This is a genomic window from Acidovorax sp. NCPPB 3576, from assembly GCF_028473605.1.
GTDB lineage: Bacteria > Pseudomonadota > Gammaproteobacteria > Burkholderiales > Burkholderiaceae_C > Paracidovorax.
Window position 1 is genome coordinate 3411307 of sequence record NZ_CP097267.1, and the last position, 26797, is coordinate 3438103.

Below are 26797 nucleotides of genomic sequence, written 5' to 3' on the forward strand. Positions count from 1 at the left end.
TGAGGTGCCAGGAGACCCTTCGGGATCGACGGTGTTCGATGCCGGTGCCCGCCGGCGAAAAAAACGGGCTCCCTTTGTGCGCGGATGTGCGCCGAACGGTTCCGACCCCAGCCACGAAACGGGTCGGGTGCGATCGCTGACGCAACGGCAGGCTCTACCGATGGCCACGCCCTGCAGCAGCCCACGGGTGGTTTCCTCTTCCCTCGCCGCGGGCACCACGCCCGCGGCACCTCTGTCGCCTCGATCCCGACCGCAAGCAGTGCACCGGACCGCCGTACCAGCGGCGCAATCGCTGTGCCCACTCAAGGAGACCACCCCATGACACATCCCCCCATCGAATACGGCAGCGTGTGCAGCGGCATCGAGGCGGCAAGCCTCGCATGGCAACCGCTCGGCTGGCACCCCGCCTGGTTCTCGGAGATCGATCCGTTCCCGATGGCCGTTCTGGCGCACCGGCACCCTGGCGTTCCCAACCTCGGGGACATGGCGCAGATCGCCGCCCGGGTGCTGGCGGGCACCGTTGCGGCCCCCGACATCCTCGTCGGCGGCACGCCATGCCAGGCATTCAGCATCGCCGGATCACGCCAAGGTCTCGCGGACCCGCGCGGCGCCCTCACCCTCAAATACACGGAGCTCGCCAATGCCATCGACCAAGCCCGCCAGGCGCAACGCCGGCAACCCGCGGTCATCGTCTGGGAAAACGTCCCGGGCGTCCTGTCCGACCGTTCCAATGCCTTCGGATGCCTTCTGGGCGCCTTGGCCGGCGAGAGCCGCCCGCTGCAGCCGGCAGGGGGCCGATGGACGCACGCAGGTTGTGTGTCTGGACCCCGCCGCCACATCGCGTGGCGGGTGCTCGACGCACAATATTTCGGCGTGGCCCAACGCCGCAAGCGCGTGTTTCTTGTCGCAAGTGGTCGTACCGGGTTCGATCCCGCCGCGGTACTTTTTGAGTCCGGTGGCCTGCCTGGGCATCCTTCGCCGGGCAGACCGGCGCGGCAAGAATCTGCCACCGCTGCTGAAATGGGTGCTGAAGGCGCAGGCCGATTCGACCACGAACTGAACAGCGCCTATGGCAAGGTATCGGTGACCGTCTGCTTCGGTGGCGGACATTTGCGGGGCCCGATCGACAAGGCGGCATGCCTGACCGCCCGCGGCCACAAATGCGATTTCGAGGTGGAAACCTTCGCGGCGCAATCCGTGGCCGGCAGCATCAGCCACACGCTCGATACGGCCAACCGGGGCAAGGGCTGCGGCGAAGACGGGACGGGCAAAGGCGTTCCCATCGTGGTCGCCTGTGCGCCGCAGGCCCTGGCCTTTGCACAGAACAGCCGCAGCGAGGTGCGGCTGGAATCGGGACATGGCCAGATCGCGGGCACGCTCTCGACCGGCGGCGGCGCTCCGGGCCAGGGCCGGCCCGTGATCGCCAGCATCACGATTCCAGCCGGACACACGGCGGGTGCCATCGCCGACTTGGGGAGTGACCTGTTTCCGACCTTGCGCTCCAGCCGCGGTGGAGGCGACCTCGGCCACGTCGTGATGCCGAACATCGAAGCGTATTTCCAGTGCACGCTGGAGCCGCCCGAAGGCGGCTGGCTGGACTGGTCGTCATGGCGCGTGCGCCGCCTCATGCCGATCGAGTGCGAGCGGCTGCAGGGGCTGCCCGACGACTACACGCTGGTGCCGTATCGGGGCAAACCGGCTGCGGATGCACCGCGCTACAAGGCCATCGGGAACTCCATGGCCGTTCCCTGCATGGCATGGCTGGGCCAGCGACTCCACGAAGCCTTGCCTATCTAACGGGCTGCCCACTGGCACCGTTTGTCGAATGACGGCAGGGGCGGCGATGGTCAAGGTGCCGGCGCGCGTCGGCTGATGACCTCAGCGACATGCCAGCAGCCCGGGTTCTCAAGGCTGCGACGTGGATTTTCCACGGAACCCATCCAGTCCGCACCGCATCACGACCGCGGACGCACGCTCTTTTGGCGTCGATGCATTTCGTCCTCGCGCAACGCCTGCTTCCCAAAGCCATGCCGGGCGCGCGACCTGTTCGGTCACCGCCCCGCGCGCTGCGCAACCCCACTCATCCCTGCGCCGTCGCTGCGCACCCACCATCAGGAGGCCCCATGGGCACCATTCGTCTTCACAACCATCAGGATTTCCTCATCGCGGCCCTGCGCCAGCAACTCCATCAGGCATCGGACCTCGGCGCTTTGCTCCAGACCGCGCGGAGCGCGGGTGCCAGCCTCATCCGCGTCGTGGCCGACAACGCGTCGATCACCCTCTGCGACGACGGCAAAAGCATCGAAGACATGCAAGCGCTGCTCGATCTGCCCGATCCCATCGGCGAGCACGAAGTGCGGGAACGCAGCAATGCTCCCCTCACGGGCGTGTTGTCCGCGCTGTATTTCGCCACGCATTTGTCGGTCCATTGCGGCCAGCAAGGGTTCAGCACGCCGACGGACGCCATCATCCGGGGCGAACCGATTGCCGTTCATGCCGCCGCTCCCCGGATCGGCAACGAGTTTCGCCTCGATGGGGTGGAGTCTCCCCGCCCGGATATGGATCTGCCGCAATGGGTGCGGGTTCATCTGAGGCATTTGTGCCAGGCGTTTCCGGTTCGCGTGATCTTCAATGGCGTCGAGTTGCCACGGCCTCTGGCCCATCCATCGCTGGCCTGGCGTGAAACGCCGATCGGCCGTGTGCTTCTCGACCTGGACGCCCCGCCGCATGAGTGGCAGTGCTTTCGCAACGGCTTGCCCATCGGCCCTGCGCCGTCCACCCCCCGCTACCAGGCCGTGCTTTTGCACGATGGATCGACCACCCGTCCTCCCGATCCGTGGCACCCTTGCGGTGAAGGAAACGACCATGGGTGCATCCAGGCCACGATCGACCCAGCCTATCGGGCGGCGCTGATCGAAGCCAAGGAGCGGCTTTCCGACAGCGAGTTCGTCGTCTTGTATTGGGAGGCGTGTCTGGCCTCGTCCCATGCCGATCTTCTCAATGACGTTCCCTTTGCCCCTCGGGCATGGTTTCGTGACTGGGACGCCCATCCGCCTGGCTACCAACGCTTCGGGCAGAGCGAGCACCTCAGCGGTCTCGCGCACCTGGACAGTCTGGACACGGAAGGCGTCTGGCGCATCCATCCCGAGGGCGACGAGGAACACGCCGCAGAAGTCTATGTCTGCGCCCGTGGAGGTCTTTTGCTGGAAGAACGCCGCCTCGATGCGGGGCACTGGTTGTTCCAGCGGATCAGGTCGATCTCCTCCGAGCAGGTTCGGGTCTATCAGGACGCGGTCCTGCACGAAGACATCCAGGCCACGCTCTACGAGGACGATATCGAGCTGGTGCTGGTCCGTGCGCTGAATGTCCGCCTCAACGGCGAGCCCGATCCGTATGCGGTCAACGCCGTGCGCAAGGACGGCAAGCTGGTGCTGACGGAACAGGCCGGGCCGGTCACCCGACTGGTGTCCGACTATGTTTTCGATGGGCGCCACGACGAAGCGGCCGAAGCAACCGACGCGCAGACCATTCTCGCGTTCATCGCGTCAGGCAGCACACAAGGCCCCGCCCGGATCGTCAACGCCGTACTACCGCCGTCGCTGCGATACCAACCCAATCCTGGCTTGGCCGGAGCAACGGTGCATCTGCGGTTCGGTCCCGATGGACGGCTGCAGGCGATCGACGCCTGATCCGGCCTTTTTCACAACGCCCCTTCGGGGGCGTTCTTCTTGCCTGAAACGGGTACGGACCCTGTTCGCATTCCAGTGGGACGGAGCCGCGCCGCATGCCCATGCTGCACCCATGTGTCGCTGATGCTTTCAGCCCATGCCAGCAGTTCCGGTCTCCCAGACTGCGCCGCGGTTTCCACGCGCCGACCGAACCTGTCCGCTCTCGCATCGCCCCCGCGGACGAACACCTCTCAGGTGTCGATGCTTTTCATCTGCCAGGCCCCTTGCGGGCCCGTTTTCATGAACAGGAGATTTCCATGCGTTCGATCTTTTCGCACTTGAAAACCGTAAGGCCAAGCCTTACACTCCGTGCATCATGATCCGGAGTTTCCAGCACAAGGGACTGCGGATCTTGTACCAGCGTGGTGATGCGTCCGGTGTTCGCGCCGATCACGTCCAACGCCTGCAACGCCTGCTCGCCTCCCTGGAAGTCGCTCGCGCTCCCAACGATATGGATCGCCCCGGCAACCGGCTGCATCCCTTGAAAGGGAGGCTCAACGGCTTCTGGGCGGTCAACGTGTCGGGCAACTGGCGCGTCGTTTTCCGTTTCATCGACTCCGATGTGGAGCTCGTCGATTATCTTGATTATCACTAGGAGGCCCTGATGCCCATGCACAACCCTCCCCATCCGGGAGAAGCCCTGCGCGAAGACGTGATGCCGGCCATCAAAATGAGCGTTTCGGCGCTGGCCCGGCACATCGGCTACTCGCGCGGCCAACTGTCCACGGTCCTGAACGGGCACGCGGCGATTTCCGCCGACCTGGCCCACCGCCTCGAACTCGCCGGCCTTGGCAGCGCACGCCAGTATCTGGCCGAACAGGCGGCCTACGATCTTTGGCAAGCGGAACACCGGGAGCACCCTCCCATCCTGCGCCTGCGGTTCGCCTAAGGAAGGTCTGCAAAACCCCATTCGTCAGCCCGGCACAGCCTGATGTTGAACGGAAGGTCCGCCTGATTCCTGCGCAATCCGCTGCTTAGGCCCGATTGGCACGGTTTACAGGCCCGTTTCAGCCCTTGCGGCGCCACCTCGGCACCCCGCAGACGCACCTATCCCTGCAGCGCCAGGATCCGCTTCCTGGCCATCCACAGATTGCCCAGCGCAAACAGCATCATGAGGCGCGCCGTGTTCTTTTCCAGACCTCGGTAGCGCACCTTGGCGTAGCCGAACTGCTGCTTGATCACGCGGAACGGGTGTTCGACCTTGGCTCGCACGCTGGCCTTCAGGCGCTCGGCTTTGTCCAGCAGCTTGTGAAGTTCCCGCTCGGGATCAAGTGCCTTGCGTTTGCCCGGGCGCATGGCCACGTGCCACTTGATCTTGGCCTTGGCTTTGCTCCCTTGCATCTCCTGGCGCTTGTCCACGCCCTGGTAGCCTGCATCGCCCCAGGCATGCTTTTCTTTGCCATTCAGCAGGCCTGCTGCCTGCGTCACGTCGTTGACGTTGGCGGCTGTGCCGATGACGGTGTGCACCAGTCCCGAGTCGGCATCCACGCCAATGTGCGCCTTCATGCCGAAGTGCCACTGGTTGCCTTTCTTGGTCTGATGCATCTCGGGGTCTCGCTCACCCTCTTTGTTCTTGGTCGAACTGGGCGCTGCAATGATGGTGGCGTCCACGATGGTGCCTGTCTTGAGCATCAGGCCCTGCTGGGCCAGACCGGTGTTGATGGCAGCCAGCACCTGCGGAGCCAGTTGGTGCTTCTCCAACAGATGGCGGAAACGCAAGATGGTGGTCTCATCGGGCATGCGCGCTGCACCATCGAGGCCGGCGAAGCGGCGGTACAGGGGCCGCTCGTGCAGTTCTTCTTCCATGGCCGGATCGCTCAGGTTCCACCACAGCTGCAGGCAGTGGATGCGCAGCATGGTTTCGATGGGGAATGGAGGGCGGCCACCCAGGGCCTGGTGCGCGCCCCGGGCGAACGGAGCAATGAGGGCCACCAGCGTTGCCCAGGGCACAACCTGGTTCATCTCTTCGAGGAAGATCTCCTTGCGGGTCTTCTTGGGCAGTGGGTCCAGGCCCAGGGTGTATTGATCCATGGCGCCATTGTCTTGAATGCTTGGCGCTGGGGGAGGATCAGGCGGGGAGGTTTTGCAGACCTTCCCTAAGCCCTCGACACACCCAATATCCCTCCCCCCTTAGCCCCGCCATCGCGGGGCTTTTTTTCGACCTGGTTTTTTGGCGAACCGGGAAATCAGCCCATGAACCGGGGGCACCGAAGGGCTGGCGTGATGCACCCCGGCACCACGCCAGAAAACGGTGTGCCGCCGTTTCCCATTGCCCGTCGCGATTCGATGCGCCCCGCCGCACATTGCCGCATGCGTTGCCGATAGTCGTCGGTGCCATGCCCAGGCAGATCGGGTCTTCAAGGCTGCTCGGTGGCTCTGTCACCCAGACCCTCCAGTCCGCCCCGCATCGTCCTGCGGACAAGCGCCGTCCCGGCGCAGATGCTTTGTTCCACCCCCCGCGGAAGTTTCACGCCCGCAGGGACGTGGCGCTTTCCGCTCTTTCAAGGAGAAACCCATGTCCCAAGCATTGCTCGACCAGACCTTGAGCATCGCCCAGGCCAAAGCCCAGTCCATCGGGTATCTGGCTTTGACCTATGTGAACAAGCGCCTCCCACTGGAGGTGCGCCACAGCGCCGCCGGCCACTACATCGGCACGGGCGATGCGGACGGCAACGTGTCCAGAGAGTCGTCCGGGTACTTCCGGTCCTACGACGCGGCCACGACGGCCCTCAAGACGGGCCGTTGGCAACAGCGCACCCATCCATGAACCTTCCCCGACCCCAGGAGAATTTCCATGTCCTTGCCACTGGCCCCCGATGCCACAGATTACATCTCACTGGAGGATGCCCACTTCATCCAGGCACCCGAGGCATTTTTTCGGGCCTGGAAGCGTGGCGCGCAAATCGCTGGCGCCGAATGGTTCGGCGATGGCACCCATGAAGGGTGGTTGCGCGCCCACAGCAAATGGGACTTGAAGCCCCGGTTGTTGGTGGTCAACGACGCCCTTGGCGTCCTCAGCGGCGGCGAGAAGATTTTCCTCTCCGCGATGGTGAGCTTCTACAACGCCCGTGAGGGCGGTGCGATGCTCAAGCGCTCCGGCTTTCTGGGCTTTGCCGACCTGGGCGGTCTCGATCTGGAGCGGCGCAAGGTCATCACCGATCTGGCGCTGAACTACTCCGGCTGGTGAGCCACCGCGCCGCCATCCCTCCTTTCATCTTCATCCCTTCGGGACACGCGTCCCGGATGGGGCCGTGTCCTCGTCTTTTTTCTTCACAAGGAGCAACCATGGCCCCCCAAGACAATCCCTTCCTGCGCGGTTACCAGAACCTGCGCGTCAGCCGCATCCTGTGCATTACTTGCAGCGATGACCATCCTCCCCTTTGGAGACCCCTTCATCCCAGCCAGGTGCATCTGACCGATGAGCAGGTCATTCAATCCCGCTGTCGTGTGGGCCGCGATTTCGCCATCGTCTTGCAAGGCAACACGACCGACGTGGAGCGGGCATGGCCCGCACTGGAAGGCATCGTGCGTTTCGTGACCTATTCGGTCGTCGGCGACGACTTCGGCCAACCCGTTCACGTGGGCGATGCCTACTCTTTGGAAGCGGCGCGCGAGGTGATGCGGCGCCTGACGTTCGAGACCGGCTTGTACAGCCGGTGCTGGGAAATCAGCTGCGCGCACCTCAGCGAGGCGGCCTACCGGCATCTCGAAGCGCTCGCGGACTCCCGCGAGTCCCGTGATTCGATCATCGCAGCATTTCGCATCCCCGGCAGCCCGGCGATCGGGATCAAACTGATCGCCACCCCATGGACCGATGCCAACCTGCATTCCATTTTCGGCCTGAGCGCGCACCAACTGCGGCAGGAACACATCGTACAAGGCATGCCCCCCTCGCTGGCGGACGTACTCCACCTTGCCGGTCAGGCCGATGTGCGCATGCTGGTCTTCGACGCCGATGCGCGCCGCCTCGATGGCCTCGCCGTCCACGACACCTGACACCTTCCCAAGCCCCTCACGGGGCTCTTTTTTTTGGCGGAGCGTTGCGATTGCCATCGGGATCGCCATACTGCCGGCTCCCCGGCTTGATGCATCCCGTCCCTTCAAGAAAACAGCCCGATCCCGCCCCATGTCCCAGCCCTACCCACCGGCACAACGCTTGCAGCGTGACGACACCCCACTGCACCAGGCGGTTCGCTCGCTGGTCTCGGCCAAGGACGATCTGGATGCCGCCCTCCGCTCGCCGGTCCTGTCGCCCTTGCTTCCCGCGCAACTGGCCAACGCGGCGGCGTCGGCCATCAGCGTATCGGGGTTCGTCCACGCGGTCGTGCCGTTCCTGGACCACACAAAAGCTGAGGACCGCGAACGCGCACGGGTTCCGATCGACCGGCTGCTGGGGGAATCCTGGCGCTGGCGCGAACCCTATAAAGCCAATCCATCGGCTGAAGAGCTGACACGCCATCTGCTGGACGATGCACGCTCCCACGATGGCGACCCCGACCTCGCCATCGTCTTCGCGGTGGTGCCGCTGGGATTGTTCTTTGCCCATGAAGGCAAGAACCGGGTCCAGTTCCTGCGCTCGCGCGGTGCCACCGACATGCCGGCCCGAATCACCCCGCTGGACTACCCCGAGGCCCACAGGCTGGCGCTCTACCGCTTGCGGGTCGTTGATCGGATCGAACATTGGTGCGTACTGGACCGGCGGTGGGCACAGGCCCTGCCGCTGGCCCACCTCACCGAGCGCCTGCTGGTCGCCTACGGGGTCGCGCACCCAGCGGCATGGCCTGCCGATCTGCCCGCACCGGACGCCGCCGCACGGGAGATGCTTCGGTTTCCGTCTGATGACGACCATCAACCGATCGACCTGGACCTGCTGCGCCAGCGGCTCCATGCGCAGGCCACGCGGGAAGACTTCACGAACGCCAGCCTCGGCGAACTCGCGATCGCCGGCATGATCCGGCCCCGCTGGCGTTGGATCGGGGCCGCAGGCGCCCTGCTGCTGGCCGCTTACCTGCTGAGCCTGGCGGTGCCCTCGCCATGGGACCAATGGCTGTGCATCGGGGCCACCGCAACGCTGTACGGGGCCTGGGCGACGCTGGCCCTTCCATGGGTGCGAACGCGACGCCGGCATCTGGACCGCCAATGATGTGACCGGGACCACCGCGCTGGTGTGCCAGGCGTGGTGTTTGGGGACAGAACTCCGATCGCATTGAGGCGGGCCAAAGCGCGTGGCCTCGGCCAAGCTGCCACCGTGTTCGCTGGCGTTGCCGGCAAGCATCCCAGGCAGCCAAGACCCTGAAGGCTGCGGTGCGGTTTCCGCACAGGTTGTCACCGTCCCCAGGCGCTCCGCGCCATTTCACTCAACCCACAAGGGATCACCTCCCTTGCGGGAGGGCGACCCTTGGTTTTCCTCAAGGAGTTCCCCAATGGATCATCAAGCCATCCGTGCGCAACTGCCCTCCCTGGTCGCAGGCCATGTTCCGCGCAACATCCGGTCTTTCAAATTCCGCATCCATGACGACCAGCCACAGACGTCCGGACTGGGCTTTTCCATCGATCCCAAGCCCTTCGAAGGCACGGTGATCGCCACGACCGCCGAGGCCATCGTCGTCAAGACAGGACGAGCGGAGTTCGCGGTACTGGATCGCCACCTTGTGACACAGGTGCCGGATGAAGGCATCAAGGTGCATGTGCGGCCCTATGCACGCCATCGGTTCGACGGTCTGCGCGCGGACACCCCCGAGGAGCGAACCGAGTTCACGTCCGACGGCATGCCCTACACCGTGCAAACCCACGTCCTCGGATCGGCACCCGCCAAGTTGCCGATCCCGCAACCCCGTTGCCCCCAACTGCAGGAACTGGTGCATCAAATGGAAGCGCTGCCCGCGCCCGATGGATTTCGGCGCATCACGCATTTGCTGGTGGACGCCGGAGCCCGGGATTTCCGCTGGGTCGATCCGCTGGCCGCCGACATCATCCGAACGCCGCCTGCGATCAGTTTCAGCGTGGACAACGCCAAGTTCCAAGGCCGGGTCACGGTGCTCTATGAGCGGGCCGATGACCTCTATGCCGTGGAGCTGCACCGCGATGAAGAAATCGTTCAGCGGGTGGACTCGGTGTTCTTCGACACGCTCGGAGAAACGCTGGAGCGACTGATCGACGACGGTGCCTGGCGCCGCATCCAGGTGGACATCCTGCCCTGCACGCGCAAGCGGGCCCGGCATTGATTCACCGGACGGTATTCCCGCCTGCCCAACGACTTCCCGCCCTCGCGGCGGGAGGTTTCTTTTCAACCCCTGGAGACAACCCCCATGCTGCGATTCAAAGGTGAAGACCTGCGCCCCATCCTGGCCGAGGCCGCAACCCATCGATGCCGTATCGTCCTTGTCAAGGACCACGGTGTGTACTTCCTCGCGGAGAACGGCGAGCAAACGCCGCAGGGCCACCGAAAGCTGCTGGCTTTCGCGGTCGGCTGCAACCCCGACCTCGACCCGTTCGATGCGTGGTGGGAGCGGGCCCGCACCGAACTCGGCGGCGACGACTTCGCCGAATATTTCGACAGGGACAGCACGGTGTTCGCGCGCATCGCCAACAGCCAGGACGACCTGGCCTTGTCGGCCACAGCCACGCACATCACGCTGCAGCCCATCCCGGCCGACGCCGACGAGCGCCCCTCCACCCCATGATCCCCAAGCCCTCACCCGAGGGCTTTTTTTTGCGCTGCGAACCCGATGCAGCGTTGCCCGCACATCGCTTGGAGTTGCCCCACCCCATCGCCGCCAAAACGCGCCCAAGAAACGGGAGCCGTGCCAGTGCCGCTTTCCAGTGGCAGAGCGCACCGGCCAACGCCACGATCGCCCCATGTCCCGCTGACCCCGGTCAGCGACATGCCCAGGTAGCCATGGTCTTTGAGGCTACGACACGGATTCGACCGTGTGATCGCACCAGTTCGCACCGGCATCCCAGCGCGAACGTCCGCCGAAGGTTTCGGCGGTGATGCCACCCACCACCCACACGGGGATCACACCTCCCCTTGGGGCAGGCGTGTCTCTGCCATCCTGTCCTCAAGTCTGGAGATTCACCATGACCGATTCCAATCCAAAGTCGTACTTCGACCTGCACATCACGGGCCTGGGCTACCTCAATCGCATCCGCGACGTCAAACCCAAGCATGCCGAGGCGTTCCTCGCTTGCGACATCGCGGCGCTCAGCGGCCCCGGCGATGACATTTCCTACGTGCGTTTCGACACCAAGGTGGTCGGATCGGACGCCCAGCATCTGGTTCGCCGTTGTGATGACGCCGTCAAGGCGAAACGCAAAGTGCTCGTCGGATTCCGCCTTGGCGACCTGTGGAGCGACATCTTCCACATCAAGAGTGGCGAGAACGCAGGAAAGCCCTGCGTCAGCCTCAAGGCCCGTCTGCTGTTCATCAGCTGGATCAAGATCGACGGGGTCCTCAAGTACAAGGCCGAGACCGAAGATTCCCGACGGGACACCGCGCAACCGCCCTCGGAGCCGGCTCGGGAAGAAGCGCCCCCTCAAACGACGGAAGCCGAAACGCCTGCGACAACCTCCACTTCGGTGGATCAGGCCGCAGGAACTCAGGCCCCCGCCATGGAGGAGGACCGCCCCTTCTGAACGGCCAGACCCCTCGCACCGGGGCCTTGCCTGGATTCCATCCGCCCCCCTGGCACCGCAGTTCCCCTGCGGGGCCGTGGTGCCGGGTGACCCATTCATCAGGAGCCTTCCATGATCATTCTTGCCGGTCAGCTGGCCATCAAGACCATCCATGGGCGCAACGGCGATTTCAACGTCGGGCGCCTTACCACTTCCATCGGGGAGTTCGTCGTGAAGAACGCCGAACTCGATCAATACGACGAAGGCAAGTACGAGGGCGAATTCACGCTCGTGGAGATCCGCCCCGCCACGTACTACGCCAACGGTCGCCTGGTCGTCGAGATCCGCGCCTATCTGGGCGGGATGACCGTCTCCAACATCGATCGGCTGAGCCGGGACGAAGCCCAGCAACTGGGTCCCCAGGAGGTCGATCCCATTGACGAGGAGCCGCAGGCCCCGAAGTCCGATCCGAAGGCGACAGCCACGCCGAAGGCGCGCAAGCGTCCGGACCCGCTGATCGACACCACGCCGTTCGGCAGCGAGCCGGCGGATGCACCGTCCTCGGGCGCAAACGCCGAGGAAGACGATGCGGCACTGTTCGGAACGCTCTGGCCTCTGGGCCCGATCGTCAAGCTCGATGCGACCGTCGATCGCCGTGTCATGCGGCAGCAACGCGACCGCCTCGATGCCCTGGGCTACCAGTTCCAGCCGATGTCGCAGGACTGGCATCTCAAGACCTGATCGCACACCCAGCCATCCGCTTCGGATCGCCGCATTCTTCCACCCCCTGGGACAGCACCTGCCCCACGGGTTCGGTGGCTGTCCCGCTTTTCCAAAAGGACGCCACCCATGCCCGAACGCCCCTCTTCCTCACCGCTTCTGCGCATCGACGAATGCCCCGACCTCATGGTCGATGGCTATGTCGGGGACGAAAGCGGCCACCTCGTCTTCCTGTCCGTGTGGGCCCGCGATACCGCGATCCAGCAGTTCATCGCCCGGCTCACGCTGGGACGCGATGAAGACGGATTGGATCAATTCCACATCCTGACCGATCAAAACGGGTCCGTTCCCGTGTTCGTCGGCAACGTCGATCGCCTGGACAAGCGCTCCACGCGCGTGTTCCGGCGGACGCTGTTCGGCTCGATGGTCAATCTGTGGCTGTTCGATCAGCGCTGCGTGAAGCCCGACAAGGCCAACGCCAGTGCCCTGGCGCTCCTGCGCCGGGATGCGGATCAGCCATTCCAACGGCTGTGGACACTGGTGCAGGACACCTGCCCCTTGCCGCTGCTCGACCACTGGCGCGACACCGTGCTGGACATGCTGCTCGCGCAATCCATGCTCTCACGCCTTCCCATGGCCCTCGGACCGCTGGAGGGCTACCGGCTCTCGATCGATGTTCCGGCGCTCACCAAGGGACTGGGCGATCTGATCCGCAACGGCACCCTCGGTGCCACCCGCCACGAGCTGGCCAGCGGCGAAGCGCTTCGGCGTGTCGCCTGAATCTCCCATCCTCCCCGGCCCGCGCACCGCGCCCGCCCTCTGCCTGTTCCCCATCTGCCAAAGGAGGTTTCCATGGCGCTCATGTTCCCCCGGCTCGCCCGGAATTTTGCCAAGAACGGGTATTTCCCGACGGATGAACCTACGCTGGAGCGAGCGCTGAAGGCGCTGGCACCGGCACCCGCTCGAATGAGCATCATCGATCCCTGTGCGGGCGAAGGCGTCGCCATCGCCGAAGCCGCACATGCCCTGGGCCGGAGCCAGGTGTCCGCCTATGCCGTCGAGTTCAATGGCGAGCGCGCCAGCCATGCCAGGGGTCTCGTCGATCACTGCCTGCACAGCGATCTCATGGATACGCTGGTGAGCCGGCAGAGCTTCGGGCTGTTGTGGCTCAATCCGCCCTACGGGGACCTGTCCAGGAGCGCCGATGGCGACATCGGCTATCAGGGACAGGGCCGCGCCCGGCTGGAAAAGCTGTTCTATCAACGGTCCCTGCCGCTGCTCCAATACGGCGGCGTGCTGGTGTTCATCATTCCGAGCCATGTGCTCGATGCCGAACTGGTGGGCTGGCTCACACGCCATTTCACCGGGCTGCGCATCTACCGTGCGGTGGAGACGCAGTACAAGCAAGTGGTGATCTTCGGCACCCGCGTGCGCCAACGCGATCTGTTGGCCGATGCGGCCCGGCCCGCACGCCAACGGCTTATGCAGATCGGCGCGGGCGATGTCTCAGCGGAGGAACTGCCCCTCGAATGGCCGTTCCTGCCATACACCGTTCCATCGGCGACAGCCGAGCCGGAACATTTCTGCAGGGTGTCCATGGAGCCCGAGCAATTCGCGCGGGAGGTCCATCGCCTGCAAGGGCTGTGGCCGTCTCTGGATACGCACCTGGGCGCATCGCAGCAATCGCTGCGGCCACCGGCACGCGCCTTGTCCCAATGGCATCTGGCACTGGCCCTGGCCGCAGGCGCCATCTCCGGCGTCGTGCGCTCACCCAGCGGCAAGGTCATGGTGGTCAAGGGCGATACCCACAAGGAGAAAACCTCCACCGTGGAATACACCGAACGTGACGACGGCTCCATCGCCGAGACACGCATCCTCACCGACAAGTTCGTCCCCGTCATCCGCGCATGGGACATGACACCTGGCTCCCCGACAAGGGGCGAGGTGCTCACCATCTGCTGACGTTCTTCCCTGTTCCCCAAAGCGGCTCATCGCCGCCTTCGTTCACCGGAACGATCCGCCCGCTAAAGGGCGTTCGTCCGGCCTTCATCCCTGCCCACCGAAAGGAGTTCACCATGCCACTGCGGCTTTTCTCCGGCATGCGCGCAGCGCAGCCTTCCCTGCCCCTGTTTTCCACCGGCACCCTGAAGCTCAGCGACAAGGTGCAGTGGCTCGACAGCAAGGGACTTGTCGATCCGCATCGCTACCTGCACCGCCATCTGCGCGGCGACTGGGGCAACCTGGACGAGGACGGGCGCCGTGCCAACGACGCCGCATTCCAGTCCGGCGGCCTGCTGACCTCGCGCTATGCGGTGACACCCCGACTGTCGTTGGTGGTGGTCACCAACGGCGATCGCAGCCTCACCGTCATCCAGCTGCCCGAAGAGAACCCGCTTCTCTGACGGTTTTTTCATCTTTCCCAACCACCCAAAGGGGTCACGCACCCCTTCGGGGATGCCGTGGCCCCGCCCTCTCGAAAGGAGCCACCATGGCACTCGCACTCTTGTCTTCAACGCAGTTTCAGGCCGGGCAACTGGTCATGACCCAAGGCGTGAACGATCTGGTCCAGCAGGGCCGGATCGAGCCGCTCAGCTGCCTTCGTCGGCATCTCAATGCCGACTGGGGCGATCTCGGCGACAGCGACTGGCAATCCAACGATACCGCGCTGCGCACGGGCCAGGACCGCCTGTTTTCATCCTATGAGCTGTCACCGATCCTGACGCTCTGGATCATCACCGAATGGGATCGCAGCGTCACCACGCTGCTGCTGCCCAGCGAATACTGATCGTTTGGGCGGCTGACAAGCCGCCGGATTTCCTTCTCACCCAACGGGCATGTCCATCGCCCTGCGGGCCGGTGCATGCCCTTTTTCTTTTGGAGCATCACCATGTCCCTCGATCTCGACACCGATACCCTCACCGATGGCACCGCGCAGGACGACCTGTTCGCGACGCCATCGACTCCTCTGACCATCAGCCTCACCGACTTCGTTGGCGAATTCGGCGACGAGCTGCTGGACTCCCTCAATCGCGCGAATCCGCCGGTCTATGCGGGGCAACCCCGTCCCGCCCGGCAGATGGCGCTGTCGCGCCTCAAACGCGCTCCGTTTCCCGCACAGGCCGAGGTCATCCACGCGGTGACCGAGCTGCTGCTGGACCGTGGCGAGCGTGCCGCGATCATCAATGCGGAGATGGGCACCGGCAAGACGCTCATGGCCATCGCCACCGCGGCGGTCATGAACGCCGAAGGCTACCGCCGCACTCTGGTCCTGTCGCCGCCCCACCTGGTCTATAAATGGCGCCGCGAAATCCTCGAAACCGTTCCCGATGCCAAGGTGTGGGTGCTCAACGGCCCCGATACCCTGGTCAAGCTGCTCAAATTGCGCGAGCAGCTCGGTGTGCCGGCGCAGGCTCAGGAGTTCTTCGTCCTCGGGCGGGTGAGGATGCGGATGGGCTTTCACTGGAGGCCCTCCTTCGTCCAACGCCGCACGCTCAATGGGCCGGTGGGGGCCTGCCCCCATTGCGGGACGGCCATCACCGACCTCGATGGCGAACCCATCCCCACGGCGCAACTGCAGGCCGAAGAGTCGCGCCGCAAGTGCGGCCATTGCGCATCCGCGCTGTGGACGCTGATGCGACCGCGATCGCTGTCCGCCACCGACCAGTCGTCGGCCGTCATCAAGGCCCTCAAGCGCATACCGACCATCGGGCAAGCCACGGCCCAGCGTCTGATGAAGACGTTCGGCGAGGCGTTCCTGGTCTCCCTCCTGGGCGACAACCTGTTCGAGTTCATCAACCTGATGGACGAGAAAGGCCAGTTGGTGTTTTCCGACCGGCAGGCCCATCGCATGGAACGCGCGATGGCCTCGATGGAGTTCGGTTTCGGCGAAGGCGGATACCAGCCTTCGGAATTCATCAAGCGCTATCTTCCCCAGGGGTTCTTCGACCTTCTGGTGGTGGACGAAGGCCATGAGTACAAGTCGCCCGGCTCTGCCCAGGGTCAGGCCATGGGCGTGCTCGCCTCCAAGGCGCGCAAGGCCCTCCTTCTCACCGGGACGCTGATGGGCGGCTACGCGGACGACCTGTTCGCGCTGCTGTTCCGGACGTTGCCCGCACGCATGATCGAAGACGGCTACCGGCCCTCCAAGACCGGCAGCATGGCATCTGCGGCCCTCGCCTTCATGCGGGACCATGGCGTGCTCAAGGACATCTATTCCGAGAGTACGGGCACGTCCCACAAGACGGCGCGCGGCAGCAAGGTGTCGGTGCGCACGGTCAAGGCCCCGGGGTTCGGACCCAAGGGCATCCTGCGATGCGTCCTGCCGTTCACAGTGTTCCTCAAGTTGCGCGACATCGGCGGTAACGTCCTGCCGCCCTACGACGAGGAGTTCCGAGAGGTCGCCATGCAGACCGACCAGGCAAGTGCTTACCGCGAACTCGCGGGCCGCTTGACGGCCGAACTGAAGGCGGCGCTGAGAAAGCGCGACACGACGCTGCTGGGGGTGGTCCTCAACGTGCTGCTGGCCTGGCCGGACACATGCTTTCGTTCCGAGGTCGTGACGCACCCGCGCACGCGGGAAACCCTCGCGTGCACGCCATCGCAGTTCACCGACCTGCAAGTCATGCCGAAAGAGCGCGAACTGATCGACATCTGCAAGGCAGAGAAAGCCGCCCATCGCAAGGTGCTGGCCTATACCGTCTATACCGGCACGCGGGATACCACGTCCCGGCTCAAGTCGCTGCTGGAGCGGGAAGGTCTGAAAGTCGCGGTGCTGCGCGCGAGCGTGGATACCTCCCGGCGCGAGGACTGGATCGCCGAGCAGCTGGACCGGGGCATCGACGTGCTTCTCACCAACGCCGAGCTGGTCAAGACGGGCCTTGATCTGCTGGAGTTCCCCACGATCGTGTTCATGCAGTCGGGGTGGAACGTGTACACCCTGCAGCAGGCCGCGCGGCGCTCCTGGCGCATCGGCCAGGACCTGCCGGTGAAAGTGATCTACCTGGGCTATGCGGCCACGTCGCAGATGACTTGCCTGGCATTGATGGCGAGGAAGATCCTGGTTTCGCAAAGCACGTCAGGCGACGTGCCGGAATCCGGGTTGGATGCGCTGAACCAGGACGGCGACTCGATCGAGGTCGCGCTGGCAAGGCAACTCGTTGCCGCTTGATCCGCGCCCCATGCCGGCAGCCCTTCCGGGGGCTGCCGGCTTTTTTTATGGGCACCGCGCCCTCGCCCTGCCAAACCGGGTGCTGGCCGGTGCCTTTTGTTTGCTGATCCACCCGGCCCGTTGGGCAATCGTGCGGGTTCGATGTTCCAGAGAACCGCCCCATGCGATCCATTCATCCATCCCCACGTTTCTTCGCAGGCTGCGGCCTGTGGCTCGCCGCGGCCCTGATCGGCGGCTGCGCCAAGGCACCGCCACCCAACACGTCCGCTGCATCTGCCACATCGGCCACGCCGCTGAACACCCGGTCCGCATCGCACGCTGCAACCCCAGGACCCAAGCCACCGCCCGGCTTCGTGCCTGTGGTGCGCCAGGGGCGCTATACGCTGGTCGAGCTTGCCCCGGAATCCGCGCAGAAGGACTTGCTGCAACAGGTGATCGAGGTGTCGGTGCCCGATGCGCGCCGGGCCACGGTCGGGGATGGCCTGCGCCATGTGCTGCTGCACTCGGGCTATCGACTGTGCCAGGCGGGAGAGGTCACGGCTTTCGACACGCTGCCATTGCCGGCCGCGCACTACCGGCTGGGACCTGTGCTGCTGCGCGACGCCCTGCTGACACTCGCGGGTCCCACCTGGGAACTTCGGGTGGACGATGCTGCCCGCAGCGTGTGCTTTTCCCGCGCCGGGTCCCCGCCCGCGCCTGTCGGCGAAAAGACATCGAAAACACCCGACCGCACCGGCACGTCGGCCAAGTCGGTCCATTCGGCCAACACCCCCACGGCCCGGCAGGGAGCTCGGTCATGAAACTCCCTGCACTGCGCCCGCCCACCCGCTCGATGCTCCTGCGCGCCACCGCCATCACCGCGCTCGTCCTCACCAGCGTGATCGCCGTGATCGATCACGTTGCATTGTCCCGTCTTTCCGAGCGGACCAGCGCAGGCCCACGGGCCTCTCAGATCGCCTCCCTGGAAAACCGTCTCGCGGAACTGGCGCAGCAGATCGAGAGTGTCCAACAGCAGCCACCCGCAGTGACGCAGGCCGATTTCGAGGAGGCGCGCAGCGCCATCGCACAGCGGCTGGCAGACGTCGATCAGGCCATTGCAGAGCGCCCGCCTGCGCCGGACCTGTCACCGCTGCAAAGCCGCATTGAACAATTGGAAGAGCGCCTGAGCACCACCGAACGCGCGGCGATGCAACCGCCCCAATCGCCTGGCGCGCCGCCTCCACGGCCCAAGGCATCCGCGCCACCTTTCCAGGTCATCGGCAGCGAGGTGCGTGGCGGCGAACGCTTCCTGACCATCCTGCCGCAGAACGCCTCCGCGCCGTCGCAGGCCCGTGTGCTGCGGCCCGGTGAAACCGAGTCCGGCTGGCGGCTGGAGGCCATCGAGAACCGCACGGCGGTGTGGGAACACCAGGGCGAAGTCCGTCGCCTGGCTGTGCCATAGGAGGATGGAATGAAACACTGGACCACCCGCATCGCGTTGGCCCTCGGGCTGTCGGCAGGCAGCGTGCTGCCGGTGTTTTCGCAGGATGCCCGCCTGCGGCCCTCTCCCGTGGTGCCCGACCGGGAGCAACCTGCCGCCACCGCGCTCAGCGATGAGCAGCAGGCCCGCACCTGGGGTCTTGGCGTGGAGGACTGGGCGCGTTTTCGGGAGGTGATGCAAGGCCCGCTGGGCACCTACTCTCCGCACCTGGACCCCCTGTCGGCGCTCGGCATCGAGGCCCGCTCGGAAGAAGAGCGACGCCGCTATGCCGAGTTGCAGGTCGAGGCGGAAGCGCGCCGCGTGGAAAAGATGCTGGTCTATCAGCGCGCCTACGATGCCGCCTGGCAGCGCCGGCATCCCGGTGCGCAGCGGGTCAGCCTGCCCGGTGCCAACCCCCATCCTGGCACCTCAGGCGCTGCGGCCCGACTGGCGGTTTTCGTCAAGGGCGATTGCGCGCCCTGCTTGCCCCTGGTGCAGCAACTGCAATCGGCCGGGACGCCCTTTGACCTCTACATGGTGGGAAGCCGGGCCGAGGATGGCCGCATCCGCGAATGGGCCCGCCAGGCCCGCATCGATCCGGGCAAGGTCCGCTCCGGCACGATCACCCTCAACCACGACACGGGCCGCTGGCTGTCGCTGGGACTGCCGGGCGATCTGCCCGCCGTCGTGCGACAGGTGGACGGCCAATGGCAGCGCCAATGAACCGGCTCGCTGCCATGGCAATCCTGCTCGCCAGTTGGGGGGCTGCCAGCGCTGCGGCGCAGGCGCAGGAGATGCCGCCTCCCGCCTACCAGATCGCCGCCCGGCGCGCCGACATTCCCTCTGCGGTCCTGTACGCGGTCGCGTTGCAGGAAAGCGGGTGGCAACGCGGCGGACGGGTGGTGCCCTGGCCCTGGACCCTGAACGTGGCGGGCGACGCCCGGCGATTCGGAAATCGCGGCGAAGCCTGCGCCGGTCTTCAAAGAGCGCTGCGTGAGGTGCCGTCCACGCGCGTGGACGCGGGCTTGGGGCAGATCAACCTCGGCTACCAGAAGCACCGCTACGACCGGCCCTGCGATCTGCTCGACCCCTACCGCAATCTGGCGATCGCCGCCGAGATCCTGCGCGAGCAATACGACCCCGGCGAGGACTGGTTGATGGCGATGGGTCGCTATCACCGCCCGGCCGGTGGTGCGCCTGCCGCCCGCTACCGCCGAAGCGTCGGCAAGCACCTGGCGCGCGTCCTGGGTCCCTCCCAAGCCCAAGCGGCCCTGGCGGGCTGGCACCACGGCGCGCGATGGCAGGAAAGGACGCCCCGATGATCCGCCGCCACGGCTCCCGCATCCAGCATCTGGTCAACGTTTCGGGTGGCAAGGACAGCACTGCCACCTACCTGCTGGCGCTCGAATCGGGCCGCGCGTTTCGCGCCGTGTTCGCCGACACGGGCAACGAGCATGAGTGGACCTATGCATTCATCCAGCAACTCGCTGCGCGCACGGGTGGCCCGGAAATCGAGATCGTGCGCGCCGACTTCACGGCGCAACTGGCACGGCACCGCGCGTTCGTGCTGCGGGAATGGCCTCGCATGGGCGTGGCCGATCACATCGTCCGGGAAGCCGCGGCATTGCATGAGCCCACCGGCATCCCGTTTCTCGACCTTTGCATCTCCAAAGGACGGTTTCCGAGCCGGATGGCGCAGTTCTGCACCTTCGAGCTCAAAGCGCAGCCCATCACTCTGCAGGTGGTGTTCCCCATGCTGCGCAACGGCCCGGTCCTGCAGTGGCTGGGCATCCGCGCACAGGAGAGCGCCCACCGGGCCCAGCAACCGCGCTGGAACCGCCATGAGACCGGATGCATGGTGTGGCGCCCGATTTTCCGTTGGTCGGTCGATGACGTGTGGGCGCTGCATCGCCGCCACGGGCTGGAGCCCAACCCGCTCTACGCCCACGGCATGGGTCGCGTGGGCTGCATGCCCTGCGTCAACTGCCGCAAGTGCGAGCTTCGATCCATTGCCGAGCGGTTTCCAGCACACATCGACCGCATCGAGCGATGGGAGGCCATCGTGGCCGCAGCGAACAAGCGCAGGGCCGCGACGTTTTTTCCCGCCGTGAAAGACCCCATGGACGTGGAGCGGCCCGGCACCTATGCGGGCATCCGCACCGTGGTGCAGTGGAGCCGCACCAGCCGTGGCGGTCGGCAGTACGACATGTTCTTCGATGACCAGGGCGGGGGCGGTTGCCAATCCGATCTGGCGCTTTGCGAGCGCAGCGACCCATGAACGCGACAAGGAGCCTCCGATGAAACACTCATACACCGCCCGGTCGGGATTGGCCTGCCTGCTGTGTTGCAGTGCGTTGCCGGTTCTGGCCCAGTCCCCATTGACCGTGGTGGAGGACCGGGGCGGCGCTTCGGCCCTGCCCTACTATGAAGCATTGAGCCCGCCGCCCAAGCAGCAGGCTTCGCCATCACCATCCAGCGCGGCCGTGCCCAACGCACCGGCCCGGCTGTTCTCCGAAGCCGACATGCTGCCGGTGCGTTCGCAGCGCCTGTCGCCGGGCACCGAGCCACGCCGTGTGATCCAGGCACCAGGACTCATGCCGATGTTCGTGATCGGCGACGACGACCGCTCGCGGGCCTGGCTGGCCGAACGCGGCGCAGCCCTGCGCGAGATGAATGCGACGGGTCTGGTGGTCAACGTCGAATCGGCGTGGGCCCTGGCCGCTTTGCGTCGGGAGGCCCAAGGTCTGACGCTTTCCCCCGTGTCCGGGAACGATCTTGCCGGGCGTCTCGGCCTGCGCCACTATCCCGTGCTGATCACCGCGACCGGCATCGAGCAGTGAGTCCGTCGCCATGGCCCAGCCCCATGCGGTGGAAGTCCTGCTCCGGCCCGCCGTGGAGCTCTATACCGTCGCGGTTTGCGCGGGCGCCGCGCTGCTGTGCGCGATGGCCCCTTGGGCGATTGCGCTGAGCCCTCGGCTGGGCGCTGGTTCCGCGATGGCCTTTCTCGCCTTCGGCGCGATCCGCCTGCGCGACGCCCTGGCGATCCTGCGCTACCGCCGCAACATCCGCCGCCTTCCCCGTTACGTCATGACCAGCCGTGCGGTTCCGGTGAGTTCGCAGCGGCTCTTCATCGGCCGGGGGTTTCGCTGGGACCAGCGGCACACCCACCGCCTGATGCAGACCTACCGGCCGGAGTTTCGCCGCTACGTCGAGCCCACGGCCCTGTACCGCCTGGGCCGGCGTGTGGAGGCGCGCCTGGAGTTCGCGCCGTTTCCGCTGTCGGCCATCGGACGCCTGACCGCATGGGATCACCCGCTCAATCCCGCGCGCCCGTTGCCGCCCGTGGGCGGCATGCCGCGCTTGCACGGGATCGAGCCGCAGGAAACCGACGTGACCCTGCCGCTGGGTGAACGGGTCGGCCATTCGCTGGTGCTGGGCACCACGCGGGTCGGCAAGACGCGCCTGGCCGAACTGTTCATCACGCAGGACATCCGCCGGCGCAATGCCCACGGGGATTTCGAGGTCGTCATCGTCTTCGATCCCAAGGGCGATGCCGATCTGCTCAAGCGCATGTACGTCGAGGCGAAACGCGCGGGCCGCGAGGGCGAGTTCTATGTGTTCCATCTCGGCTGGCCCGACATCAGCGCACGCTACAACGCCGTGGGCCGCTTCGGGCGGATCTCGGAGGTCGCCACCCGCATCGCCGGGCAGTTGTCCGGCGAGGGCAACAGCGCGGCCTTCCGCGAATTCGCCTGGCGGTTCGTCAACATCATCGCGCGTGCGCTGGTGGAACTGGGCCAGCGCCCCGACTACCTGCTGATCCAGCGGCATGTCGTGAACATCGATGCGCTGTTCATCGAGTATGCCCAGCACTACTTCGCCCGGAACGAGCCGAAGGCCTGGGAAATCATCGTCCAGCTCGAAGCGAAGTTGAACGAGAAGAACATTCCCCGCAACATGATCGGTCGGGAAAAACGTGTCGTGGCGCTGGAGCAGTACCTGTCCCAGGTGCGGACCTACGATCCGGTACTCGACGGCCTGCGCAGCGCCGTGCGCTACGACCGCACGTATTTCGACAAGATCGTGGCAAGCCTGCTGCCGCTGCTGGAGAAACTCACCACGGGCAAGATCGCGCAGCTGCTGGCCCCGAACTATTCGGACCTGGCCGATCCGCGGCCGATCTTCGACTGGATGCAGATCATCCGAAAGCGCGCGGTGGTCTATGTGGGCCTGGACGCTTTGTCCGATGCGGAGGTCGCTGCCGCAGTCGGCAATTCGATGTTCTCCGACCTGGTGTCGGTCGCAGGGCATCTGTACAAGTTCGGCGTGGACGATGGACTGCCCGGCGCATCCGCGAACACGAAGATCCCGATCAATGTGCATGCGGACGAGTTCAACGAACTCATGGGCGACGAGTTCATCCCGATGGTCAACAAGGGTGGTGGTGCGGGCATCCAGGTCACCGCCTACACGCAGACGCTCTCCGACATCGAGGCGCGCATCGGCAACCGTGCCAAGGCCGGCCAGGTGGTGGGCAACTTCAACAACCTGTTCATGCTGCGGGTGCGCGAGACGGCCACCGCAGAACTGCTCACGAAGCAGTTGCCCAAGGTGGAGGTGTACGCCACGTCCGTCATGAGCGGTGCCACGGACAGCTCGGACATCCATGGCAAGACGGCGTTCACCAGCAACACGCAGGACCGTATCACCACCTCCAGCGTGCCGCTGATCGAGCCGGCGCATGTGGTCGGCCTGCCGAAGGGCCAGGCTTTTGCGTTGCTGGAAGGGGGCAATCTCTGGAAGATCCGGATGCCGTTGCCAGAGCCCGATCCCGACGAGGCGATGCCCAAGGACCTCCAGCAACTGGCCGGATACATGCGCCAGCACTACGTGGAGGCCGGCGACTGGTGGGAACACCAGGGACTTGCCGGGCTGCAGGACACCCCCCTGCCCGCCGATCTGCTGGACGGATTTCGCCACATGGCCGCGGACGAGGCGCAAGAGCGCGCGGCGGCACCATGAGCGATCCGGCCACGACCGCGCGGCGCCAGCAGGACCAGCAGCAAGGGTTGGTCGCCCAGATCATCACGCTGCCGTTTCGCTTCGTCGGGGTCCTCTGCGGCTCGCTGCTGCTGTGCATCGCCATCGAATGCGTCGGCATGCACCTGTTCTGGCCGGAAGAAGGCTGGCGGCACGCATCGAACATGCTGAACGACGAACTGGACCAGTTGTCGGGGCATTTCACGCGCAGCGCGCTGGTAGAGGAACCGGGGCGCACGGGCCGATGGCTGGTCGAGCAAGGGTACGAGTGGACCTTCGTGCGAAGCGGTCTGGTGGACTGGATGCGCGATGCGTCGGCGCAGGCCAGCGCGCCCAGCCGTGGCAACCATCGGGATTTCCGCTTCTACATCAGCCAGGTGTATGTCTGGACGGAGCGCTATCTGATTGCCAGCGGTTTCATGCTGCTGGTGTTCATCGTCCGACTGCTCGTCCTGGTGCTCAGCCTGCCGCTCTTTCTGATGGCCGCCTTCGTCGGGCTGGTGGATGGCTTGGTGCGCCGGGATATCCGGCGCTTCGGCGCAGGCCGGGAGTCCGGTTTTGTCTATCACCGGGCGAAGGCTGCGGTGATGCCGCTCGCCGTATGGCCTTGGGTTGTCTATCTGGCCTTGCCCGTGAGCGTCAGCCCGCTGCTGATCCTGCTGCCCAGCGCGATGCTGTTGGGGTTGGCGGTAAACATCGCGGTGGGCAGCTTCAAGAAATACCTCTAGTCAGAATTGTGTGCAATCGGATGGACCAAGCGTTATAAATCGCGCGAACAACGCATTGGCATTTGACCTAAAATAGTCAGGTTGATGATTTCAACGACGCCGCAGTGGAAAGAGCAAACGTCCATGCCATTACAGTCATTTTATAAGAGAACTTTATGGAATACATAAGAGGTACATCTTACCCTCATCACGCTGAGTTCATGGGAATTGTCGAGCAATTTCATTCGCAAATCGAAATAAAATCAGCTGAAAATTTATATTTGCGCTACATGTTCTCCCAACTTAGTCGACGAAACAGGCTAATACGGCTCAATTTTGGTCCTAATTTGAAACCAATATCACTTACAGTGGAGACGAGTGAGGACGAAATTTTTCCTGACTGGTGTATAGAAAATTTTGATCGGCAGGAGCTTATTGGAATATGCGCGCAATATAGTGTCGAGTGTCCACCCAGCTTTACCGACGAACTAGCACGTCAGTTACTGTTGAATGTGCTCGAACAAGAAACAGCATCCGTTCCTGCGTACCGTTTCAAAAAAGGCTAACACACCGTTCGGCAAAGTGAGAACAAACGAGAACTTCTCAATAGCTCATGTTTGAGGCGATCCATATAGGTATGAGTAGCGGTCTGCGCTCCGTGCATCAGCTTATGAATCCTCGATGCACAGGGCGCAGACCATCAGTGGGATCCCATTGCACACAAGTCGAAAGGTATGAGCAGCGATGGCTTGCGCGTAAGTTATTGATTTTTCCCACGCCACGCCCGCCAGCAGGCTGCGCACTCTCGCTCCTAAGCTGTTAGGATCAGATATTTGTGTGTAATGCTATGCGTTAGGGGGACGTCATCGCGAACTCGAAAATATCTACAATCTGATTTCCCGTATCTAGAGCGGCGTCCAGCCTGGAGTTTTGAGAGGTTCCCTCACGACACGCCAATCAAACGTTCGCCAAGAAGTTTTTATAGGCACTCGTATCAACGGACAAATTCGACGCAGCAGCCACCACTTCCCTGTGATCAATTTTGGCGCGACGCCGATCATATATCTGCGAATTTTTGTCGATTTCTTTCAGCAGCGCTATCATCCTGGCTGCATCAACCTTGCCAAGAATTGGCGCGATGAAGCGCCCAAACCGTTTGTCCGCATCATCATAATTGACGCAAGCGCCATAGTTTTTTATCGCTATTTCGCATGCAGTTTGCAGCATACCTTCGCTTGCTGATTCATCCAGAAGCAGTGCCCAGCTTTGTTCGCTGACATCATCGAATGCATCGGCGGTTTCGGAACGCAATGCGGCAAGATGCGCAGCGAAGCGGGGGTGTTGAAACCAGGACTTGATTCTGAGGTTGATGTCTCCCGCAGCCTGCCCTTGCAGGAGAATATGGGCGGCAGAATTAAGTGATCCGTATAGTGCCTGGTGCTCCGCCAGGAAATGGATCAACGCTTCGAGCAGTTCTGGATCTGGTCCAACATTGCTGAAATAACTCCGATCACCGTCCATCGCCGTGCGGAACATGGCGGGATTGCGCTCGTAAATCACACCCAGCGCCACAACATTGATATCGCGATGTGCGTCAGTCTCAACATTCCTGAGCTTGAAGCAGAATTTCCAGAGTGACCGAAACAATTCCAGCTCCACCGCCTCGGGCATGTTCGGGAAGTAACGGGCCTCCAGATAGGACTTCAGCTTGCCGGTTGAAATCAGCAGCGCCTTGTTGGTGGCAATATCTGCCACCAAAGCGGGTACTATTTTCTTAGAAAACAACGGCGGCTTGAGAAGCACTGCTTCCAACGCGGTGCGAATGTTGGCACGCGCCGTCTCCTTGGTCGGCTGAAACAAAAGGTCGCTTCCAGTGAGAACGGGATGCGCCGACAGGTGGCGGAGTTTCTGCAGTCCTTGCAACTGAATATGCTCGGCCGCTTCCAGCAACTTGGTACGCGCAACGACCTCATTCAGGAGATAGAGCTCCCACTCCGGATTGGATGGATTATCAAGCTGCTTTTTTTCAACGTCCTTCAGCAGCCTGTCCGCTTGCACATCACCATGCATGTCACGCAAGTTTTGCAATTTATAGACAAGATCGCAGACGACTACGGTCCAAAGCATCACGATGCTGCTGCGATAGCAGCCTGTGGCAAAGCATCGAACAACTTCCTCGAAATTGTTCTGAGAACGTTTTTCGACGATGCGTTCTGCGGCTAAATCAATTGAGAAACTTGGCATTGGTATTCCATATTAAACACGTTTATCTGGGCGAGGGTTTCGGCTGTAGTACCAGTGGCTTGAGTTTTTGCCAGAGTTTTTTGGCTGATCAAGGCTCGTTTCATGTACACGATGACGC

General features: G+C 64.0%; 27 protein-coding genes. 25 read left to right on the top strand and 2 right to left on the bottom strand.

Annotation, left to right across the window (positions count from 1 at the left end; genetic code table 11):
• Positions 1 to 318 precede the first annotated feature (318 nt).
• The 4 genes from M5C98_RS15725 to M5C98_RS15740 all read left to right on the top strand — a co-directional run bounded on the left by M5C98_RS15725 (position 319) and on the right by M5C98_RS15740 (position 4617).
• Positions 319 to 1797, top strand: coding sequence for a DNA cytosine methyltransferase (locus M5C98_RS15725; RefSeq protein WP_272548376.1), 1479 nt, complete (start codon positions 319 to 321; stop codon positions 1795 to 1797).
• Between the two features lie 326 nt (positions 1798 to 2123).
• Positions 2124 to 3689, top strand: a complete 1566-nt coding sequence (locus tag M5C98_RS15730) for an ATP-binding protein (protein ID WP_272548377.1) — start codon at positions 2124 to 2126, stop codon at positions 3687 to 3689.
• Positions 3690 to 4044: 355 nt separating this feature from the next.
• A complete protein-coding gene (locus M5C98_RS15735; RefSeq protein WP_272548378.1) occupies positions 4045 to 4323 on the top strand; it encodes a type II toxin-antitoxin system RelE/ParE family toxin in 279 nt (92 codons plus the stop codon).
• A gap of 9 nt (positions 4324 to 4332) precedes the next feature.
• Positions 4333 to 4617, top strand: coding sequence for a HigA family addiction module antitoxin (locus tag M5C98_RS15740; RefSeq protein ID WP_272548379.1), 285 nt, complete (start codon positions 4333 to 4335; stop codon positions 4615 to 4617).
• A 158-nt stretch (positions 4618 to 4775) separates the two neighbouring features.
• Here M5C98_RS15740 and M5C98_RS15745 read toward each other — a convergent pair whose 3' ends face one another.
• Positions 4776 to 5759: an IS5 family transposase gene (locus M5C98_RS15745; protein WP_272547916.1), complete on the bottom strand. Its 984-nt coding sequence runs from the start codon at positions 5757 to 5759 to the stop codon at positions 4776 to 4778.
• A 484-nt stretch (positions 5760 to 6243) separates the two neighbouring features.
• On the opposite strand from M5C98_RS15745, the gene M5C98_RS15750 reads away from it, so the two are divergent.
• The 21 genes from M5C98_RS15750 to M5C98_RS15850 all read left to right on the top strand — a co-directional run bounded on the left by M5C98_RS15750 (position 6244) and on the right by M5C98_RS15850 (position 24456).
• Positions 6244 to 6495 (top strand): hypothetical protein, encoded by a 252-nt coding sequence (locus tag M5C98_RS15750; protein ID WP_272548380.1) that lies wholly within the window; start codon positions 6244 to 6246, stop codon positions 6493 to 6495.
• Between the two features lie 27 nt (positions 6496 to 6522).
• Positions 6523 to 6915 (top strand): hypothetical protein, encoded by a 393-nt coding sequence (locus M5C98_RS15755; RefSeq protein WP_272548381.1) that lies wholly within the window; start codon positions 6523 to 6525, stop codon positions 6913 to 6915.
• A 98-nt stretch (positions 6916 to 7013) separates the two neighbouring features.
• Positions 7014 to 7724 (top strand): DUF5983 family protein, encoded by a 711-nt coding sequence (locus M5C98_RS15760; RefSeq protein WP_272548382.1) that lies wholly within the window; start codon positions 7014 to 7016, stop codon positions 7722 to 7724.
• 130 nt (positions 7725 to 7854) lie between these two features.
• Complete coding sequence (locus M5C98_RS15765; protein ID WP_272548383.1) at positions 7855 to 8871, top strand: hypothetical protein; 1017 nt, start codon at positions 7855 to 7857, stop codon at positions 8869 to 8871.
• A gap of 280 nt (positions 8872 to 9151) precedes the next feature.
• On the top strand, positions 9152 to 9952 hold the full coding sequence (locus M5C98_RS15770) for a GTPase (protein ID WP_272548384.1): 801 nt from the start codon (positions 9152 to 9154) through the stop codon (positions 9950 to 9952).
• A gap of 84 nt (positions 9953 to 10036) precedes the next feature.
• A complete protein-coding gene (locus M5C98_RS15775; RefSeq protein WP_272548385.1) occupies positions 10037 to 10411 on the top strand; it encodes a DUF3085 domain-containing protein in 375 nt (124 codons plus the stop codon).
• A gap of 397 nt (positions 10412 to 10808) precedes the next feature.
• Positions 10809 to 11363 (top strand): STY4534 family ICE replication protein, encoded by a 555-nt coding sequence (locus tag M5C98_RS15780; protein WP_272548386.1) that lies wholly within the window; start codon positions 10809 to 10811, stop codon positions 11361 to 11363.
• Between the two features lie 111 nt (positions 11364 to 11474).
• Positions 11475 to 12083: a DUF3275 family protein gene (locus M5C98_RS15785; protein ID WP_272548387.1), complete on the top strand. Its 609-nt coding sequence runs from the start codon at positions 11475 to 11477 to the stop codon at positions 12081 to 12083.
• Positions 12084 to 12191: 108 nt separating this feature from the next.
• Complete coding sequence (locus M5C98_RS15790) at positions 12192 to 12842, top strand: hypothetical protein (RefSeq protein WP_272548388.1); 651 nt, start codon at positions 12192 to 12194, stop codon at positions 12840 to 12842.
• Between the two features lie 72 nt (positions 12843 to 12914).
• The gene (locus M5C98_RS15795) at positions 12915 to 14024 is read left to right on the top strand and encodes a DUF6094 domain-containing protein (RefSeq protein ID WP_272548389.1); all 1110 of its coding nucleotides are present in this window, start codon (positions 12915 to 12917) and stop codon (positions 14022 to 14024) included.
• Positions 14025 to 14137: 113 nt separating this feature from the next.
• Positions 14138 to 14464: a methyltransferase gene (locus M5C98_RS15800; RefSeq protein ID WP_272548390.1), complete on the top strand. Its 327-nt coding sequence runs from the start codon at positions 14138 to 14140 to the stop codon at positions 14462 to 14464.
• An 86-nt stretch (positions 14465 to 14550) separates the two neighbouring features.
• Positions 14551 to 14847 (top strand): hypothetical protein, encoded by a 297-nt coding sequence (locus M5C98_RS15805; protein ID WP_272548391.1) that lies wholly within the window; start codon positions 14551 to 14553, stop codon positions 14845 to 14847.
• A 102-nt stretch (positions 14848 to 14949) separates the two neighbouring features.
• Entirely contained in the window at positions 14950 to 17229 is a 2280-nt protein-coding gene (locus M5C98_RS15810) for a DEAD/DEAH box helicase family protein (RefSeq protein ID WP_272548392.1), read from the top strand.
• A 161-nt stretch (positions 17230 to 17390) separates the two neighbouring features.
• Positions 17391 to 18029: a PFGI-1 class ICE element type IV pilus protein PilL2 gene (gene pilL2, locus M5C98_RS15815; RefSeq protein ID WP_272548393.1), complete on the top strand. Its 639-nt coding sequence runs from the start codon at positions 17391 to 17393 to the stop codon at positions 18027 to 18029.
• Positions 18026 to 18670, top strand: a complete 645-nt coding sequence (locus M5C98_RS15820) for a hypothetical protein (protein WP_272548394.1) — start codon at positions 18026 to 18028, stop codon at positions 18668 to 18670. Before pilL2 ends, M5C98_RS15820 begins: the two co-directional genes overlap by 4 nt.
• Positions 18671 to 18679: 9 nt before the next feature.
• The gene (locus M5C98_RS15825) at positions 18680 to 19411 is read left to right on the top strand and encodes a TIGR03759 family integrating conjugative element protein (RefSeq protein ID WP_272548395.1); all 732 of its coding nucleotides are present in this window, start codon (positions 18680 to 18682) and stop codon (positions 19409 to 19411) included.
• Positions 19396 to 20010: a transglycosylase SLT domain-containing protein gene (locus tag M5C98_RS15830; protein WP_272548397.1), complete on the top strand. Its 615-nt coding sequence runs from the start codon at positions 19396 to 19398 to the stop codon at positions 20008 to 20010. The genes M5C98_RS15825 and M5C98_RS15830 overlap by 16 nt, the downstream gene beginning before the upstream one ends.
• The gene (locus M5C98_RS15835; RefSeq protein ID WP_272548398.1) at positions 20007 to 20966 is read left to right on the top strand and encodes a phosphoadenosine phosphosulfate reductase family protein; all 960 of its coding nucleotides are present in this window, start codon (positions 20007 to 20009) and stop codon (positions 20964 to 20966) included. The genes M5C98_RS15830 and M5C98_RS15835 overlap by 4 nt, the downstream gene beginning before the upstream one ends.
• Before the next feature lie 19 nt (positions 20967 to 20985).
• Positions 20986 to 21528 carry an integrating conjugative element protein gene (locus M5C98_RS15840; protein WP_272548399.1) on the top strand — a complete coding sequence of 181 codons (543 nt, stop codon included), beginning with the start codon at positions 20986 to 20988 and terminating at the stop codon, positions 21526 to 21528.
• Positions 21529 to 21538: 10 nt separating this feature from the next.
• Complete coding sequence (traD, locus tag M5C98_RS15845) at positions 21539 to 23710, top strand: type IV conjugative transfer system coupling protein TraD (RefSeq protein ID WP_272548400.1); 2172 nt, start codon at positions 21539 to 21541, stop codon at positions 23708 to 23710.
• Entirely contained in the window at positions 23707 to 24456 is a 750-nt protein-coding gene (locus M5C98_RS15850) for a TIGR03747 family integrating conjugative element membrane protein (protein WP_272548401.1), read from the top strand. Before traD ends, M5C98_RS15850 begins: the two co-directional genes overlap by 4 nt.
• A 936-nt stretch (positions 24457 to 25392) precedes the next feature.
• Here M5C98_RS15850 and M5C98_RS15855 read toward each other — a convergent pair.
• Positions 25393 to 26679: a hypothetical protein gene (locus M5C98_RS15855; RefSeq protein ID WP_272548402.1), complete on the bottom strand. Its 1287-nt coding sequence runs from the start codon at positions 26677 to 26679 to the stop codon at positions 25393 to 25395.
• Positions 26680 to 26797: the final 118 nt, after the last annotated feature.

Bases quoted from the DNA above. Each gene is read 5' to 3' on its own strand.
- M5C98_RS15725 (WP_272548376.1), top strand. From the start codon at position 319: ATGACACATCCCCCCATCGAATACGGCAGCGTGTGCAGCGGCATCGAG.
- M5C98_RS15730 (WP_272548377.1), top strand. From the start codon at position 2,124: ATGGGCACCATTCGTCTTCACAACCATCAGGATTTCCTCATCGCGGCC.
- M5C98_RS15735 (WP_272548378.1), top strand. From the start codon at position 4,045: ATGATCCGGAGTTTCCAGCACAAGGGACTGCGGATCTTGTACCAGCGT.
- M5C98_RS15740 (WP_272548379.1), top strand. From the start codon at position 4,333: ATGCCCATGCACAACCCTCCCCATCCGGGAGAAGCCCTGCGCGAAGAC.
- M5C98_RS15745 (WP_272547916.1), bottom strand. From the start codon at position 5,759: ATGGATCAATACACCCTGGGCCTGGACCCACTGCCCAAGAAGACCCGC.
- M5C98_RS15750 (WP_272548380.1), top strand. From the start codon at position 6,244: ATGTCCCAAGCATTGCTCGACCAGACCTTGAGCATCGCCCAGGCCAAA.
- M5C98_RS15755 (WP_272548381.1), top strand. From the start codon at position 6,523: ATGTCCTTGCCACTGGCCCCCGATGCCACAGATTACATCTCACTGGAG.
- M5C98_RS15760 (WP_272548382.1), top strand. From the start codon at position 7,014: ATGGCCCCCCAAGACAATCCCTTCCTGCGCGGTTACCAGAACCTGCGC.
- M5C98_RS15765 (WP_272548383.1), top strand. From the start codon at position 7,855: ATGTCCCAGCCCTACCCACCGGCACAACGCTTGCAGCGTGACGACACC.
- M5C98_RS15770 (WP_272548384.1), top strand. From the start codon at position 9,152: ATGGATCATCAAGCCATCCGTGCGCAACTGCCCTCCCTGGTCGCAGGC.
- M5C98_RS15775 (WP_272548385.1), top strand. From the start codon at position 10,037: ATGCTGCGATTCAAAGGTGAAGACCTGCGCCCCATCCTGGCCGAGGCC.
- M5C98_RS15780 (WP_272548386.1), top strand. From the start codon at position 10,809: ATGACCGATTCCAATCCAAAGTCGTACTTCGACCTGCACATCACGGGC.
- M5C98_RS15785 (WP_272548387.1), top strand. From the start codon at position 11,475: ATGATCATTCTTGCCGGTCAGCTGGCCATCAAGACCATCCATGGGCGC.
- M5C98_RS15790 (WP_272548388.1), top strand. From the start codon at position 12,192: ATGCCCGAACGCCCCTCTTCCTCACCGCTTCTGCGCATCGACGAATGC.
- M5C98_RS15795 (WP_272548389.1), top strand. From the start codon at position 12,915: ATGGCGCTCATGTTCCCCCGGCTCGCCCGGAATTTTGCCAAGAACGGG.
- M5C98_RS15800 (WP_272548390.1), top strand. From the start codon at position 14,138: ATGCCACTGCGGCTTTTCTCCGGCATGCGCGCAGCGCAGCCTTCCCTG.
- M5C98_RS15805 (WP_272548391.1), top strand. From the start codon at position 14,551: ATGGCACTCGCACTCTTGTCTTCAACGCAGTTTCAGGCCGGGCAACTG.
- M5C98_RS15810 (WP_272548392.1), top strand. From the start codon at position 14,950: ATGTCCCTCGATCTCGACACCGATACCCTCACCGATGGCACCGCGCAG.
- pilL2 (WP_272548393.1), top strand. From the start codon at position 17,391: ATGCGATCCATTCATCCATCCCCACGTTTCTTCGCAGGCTGCGGCCTG.
- M5C98_RS15820 (WP_272548394.1), top strand. From the start codon at position 18,026: ATGAAACTCCCTGCACTGCGCCCGCCCACCCGCTCGATGCTCCTGCGC.
- M5C98_RS15825 (WP_272548395.1), top strand. From the start codon at position 18,680: ATGAAACACTGGACCACCCGCATCGCGTTGGCCCTCGGGCTGTCGGCA.
- M5C98_RS15830 (WP_272548397.1), top strand. From the start codon at position 19,396: ATGGCAGCGCCAATGAACCGGCTCGCTGCCATGGCAATCCTGCTCGCC.
- M5C98_RS15835 (WP_272548398.1), top strand. From the start codon at position 20,007: ATGATCCGCCGCCACGGCTCCCGCATCCAGCATCTGGTCAACGTTTCG.
- M5C98_RS15840 (WP_272548399.1), top strand. From the start codon at position 20,986: ATGAAACACTCATACACCGCCCGGTCGGGATTGGCCTGCCTGCTGTGT.
- traD (WP_272548400.1), top strand. From the start codon at position 21,539: ATGGCCCAGCCCCATGCGGTGGAAGTCCTGCTCCGGCCCGCCGTGGAG.
- M5C98_RS15850 (WP_272548401.1), top strand. From the start codon at position 23,707: ATGAGCGATCCGGCCACGACCGCGCGGCGCCAGCAGGACCAGCAGCAA.
- M5C98_RS15855 (WP_272548402.1), bottom strand. From the start codon at position 26,679: ATGCCAAGTTTCTCAATTGATTTAGCCGCAGAACGCATCGTCGAAAAA.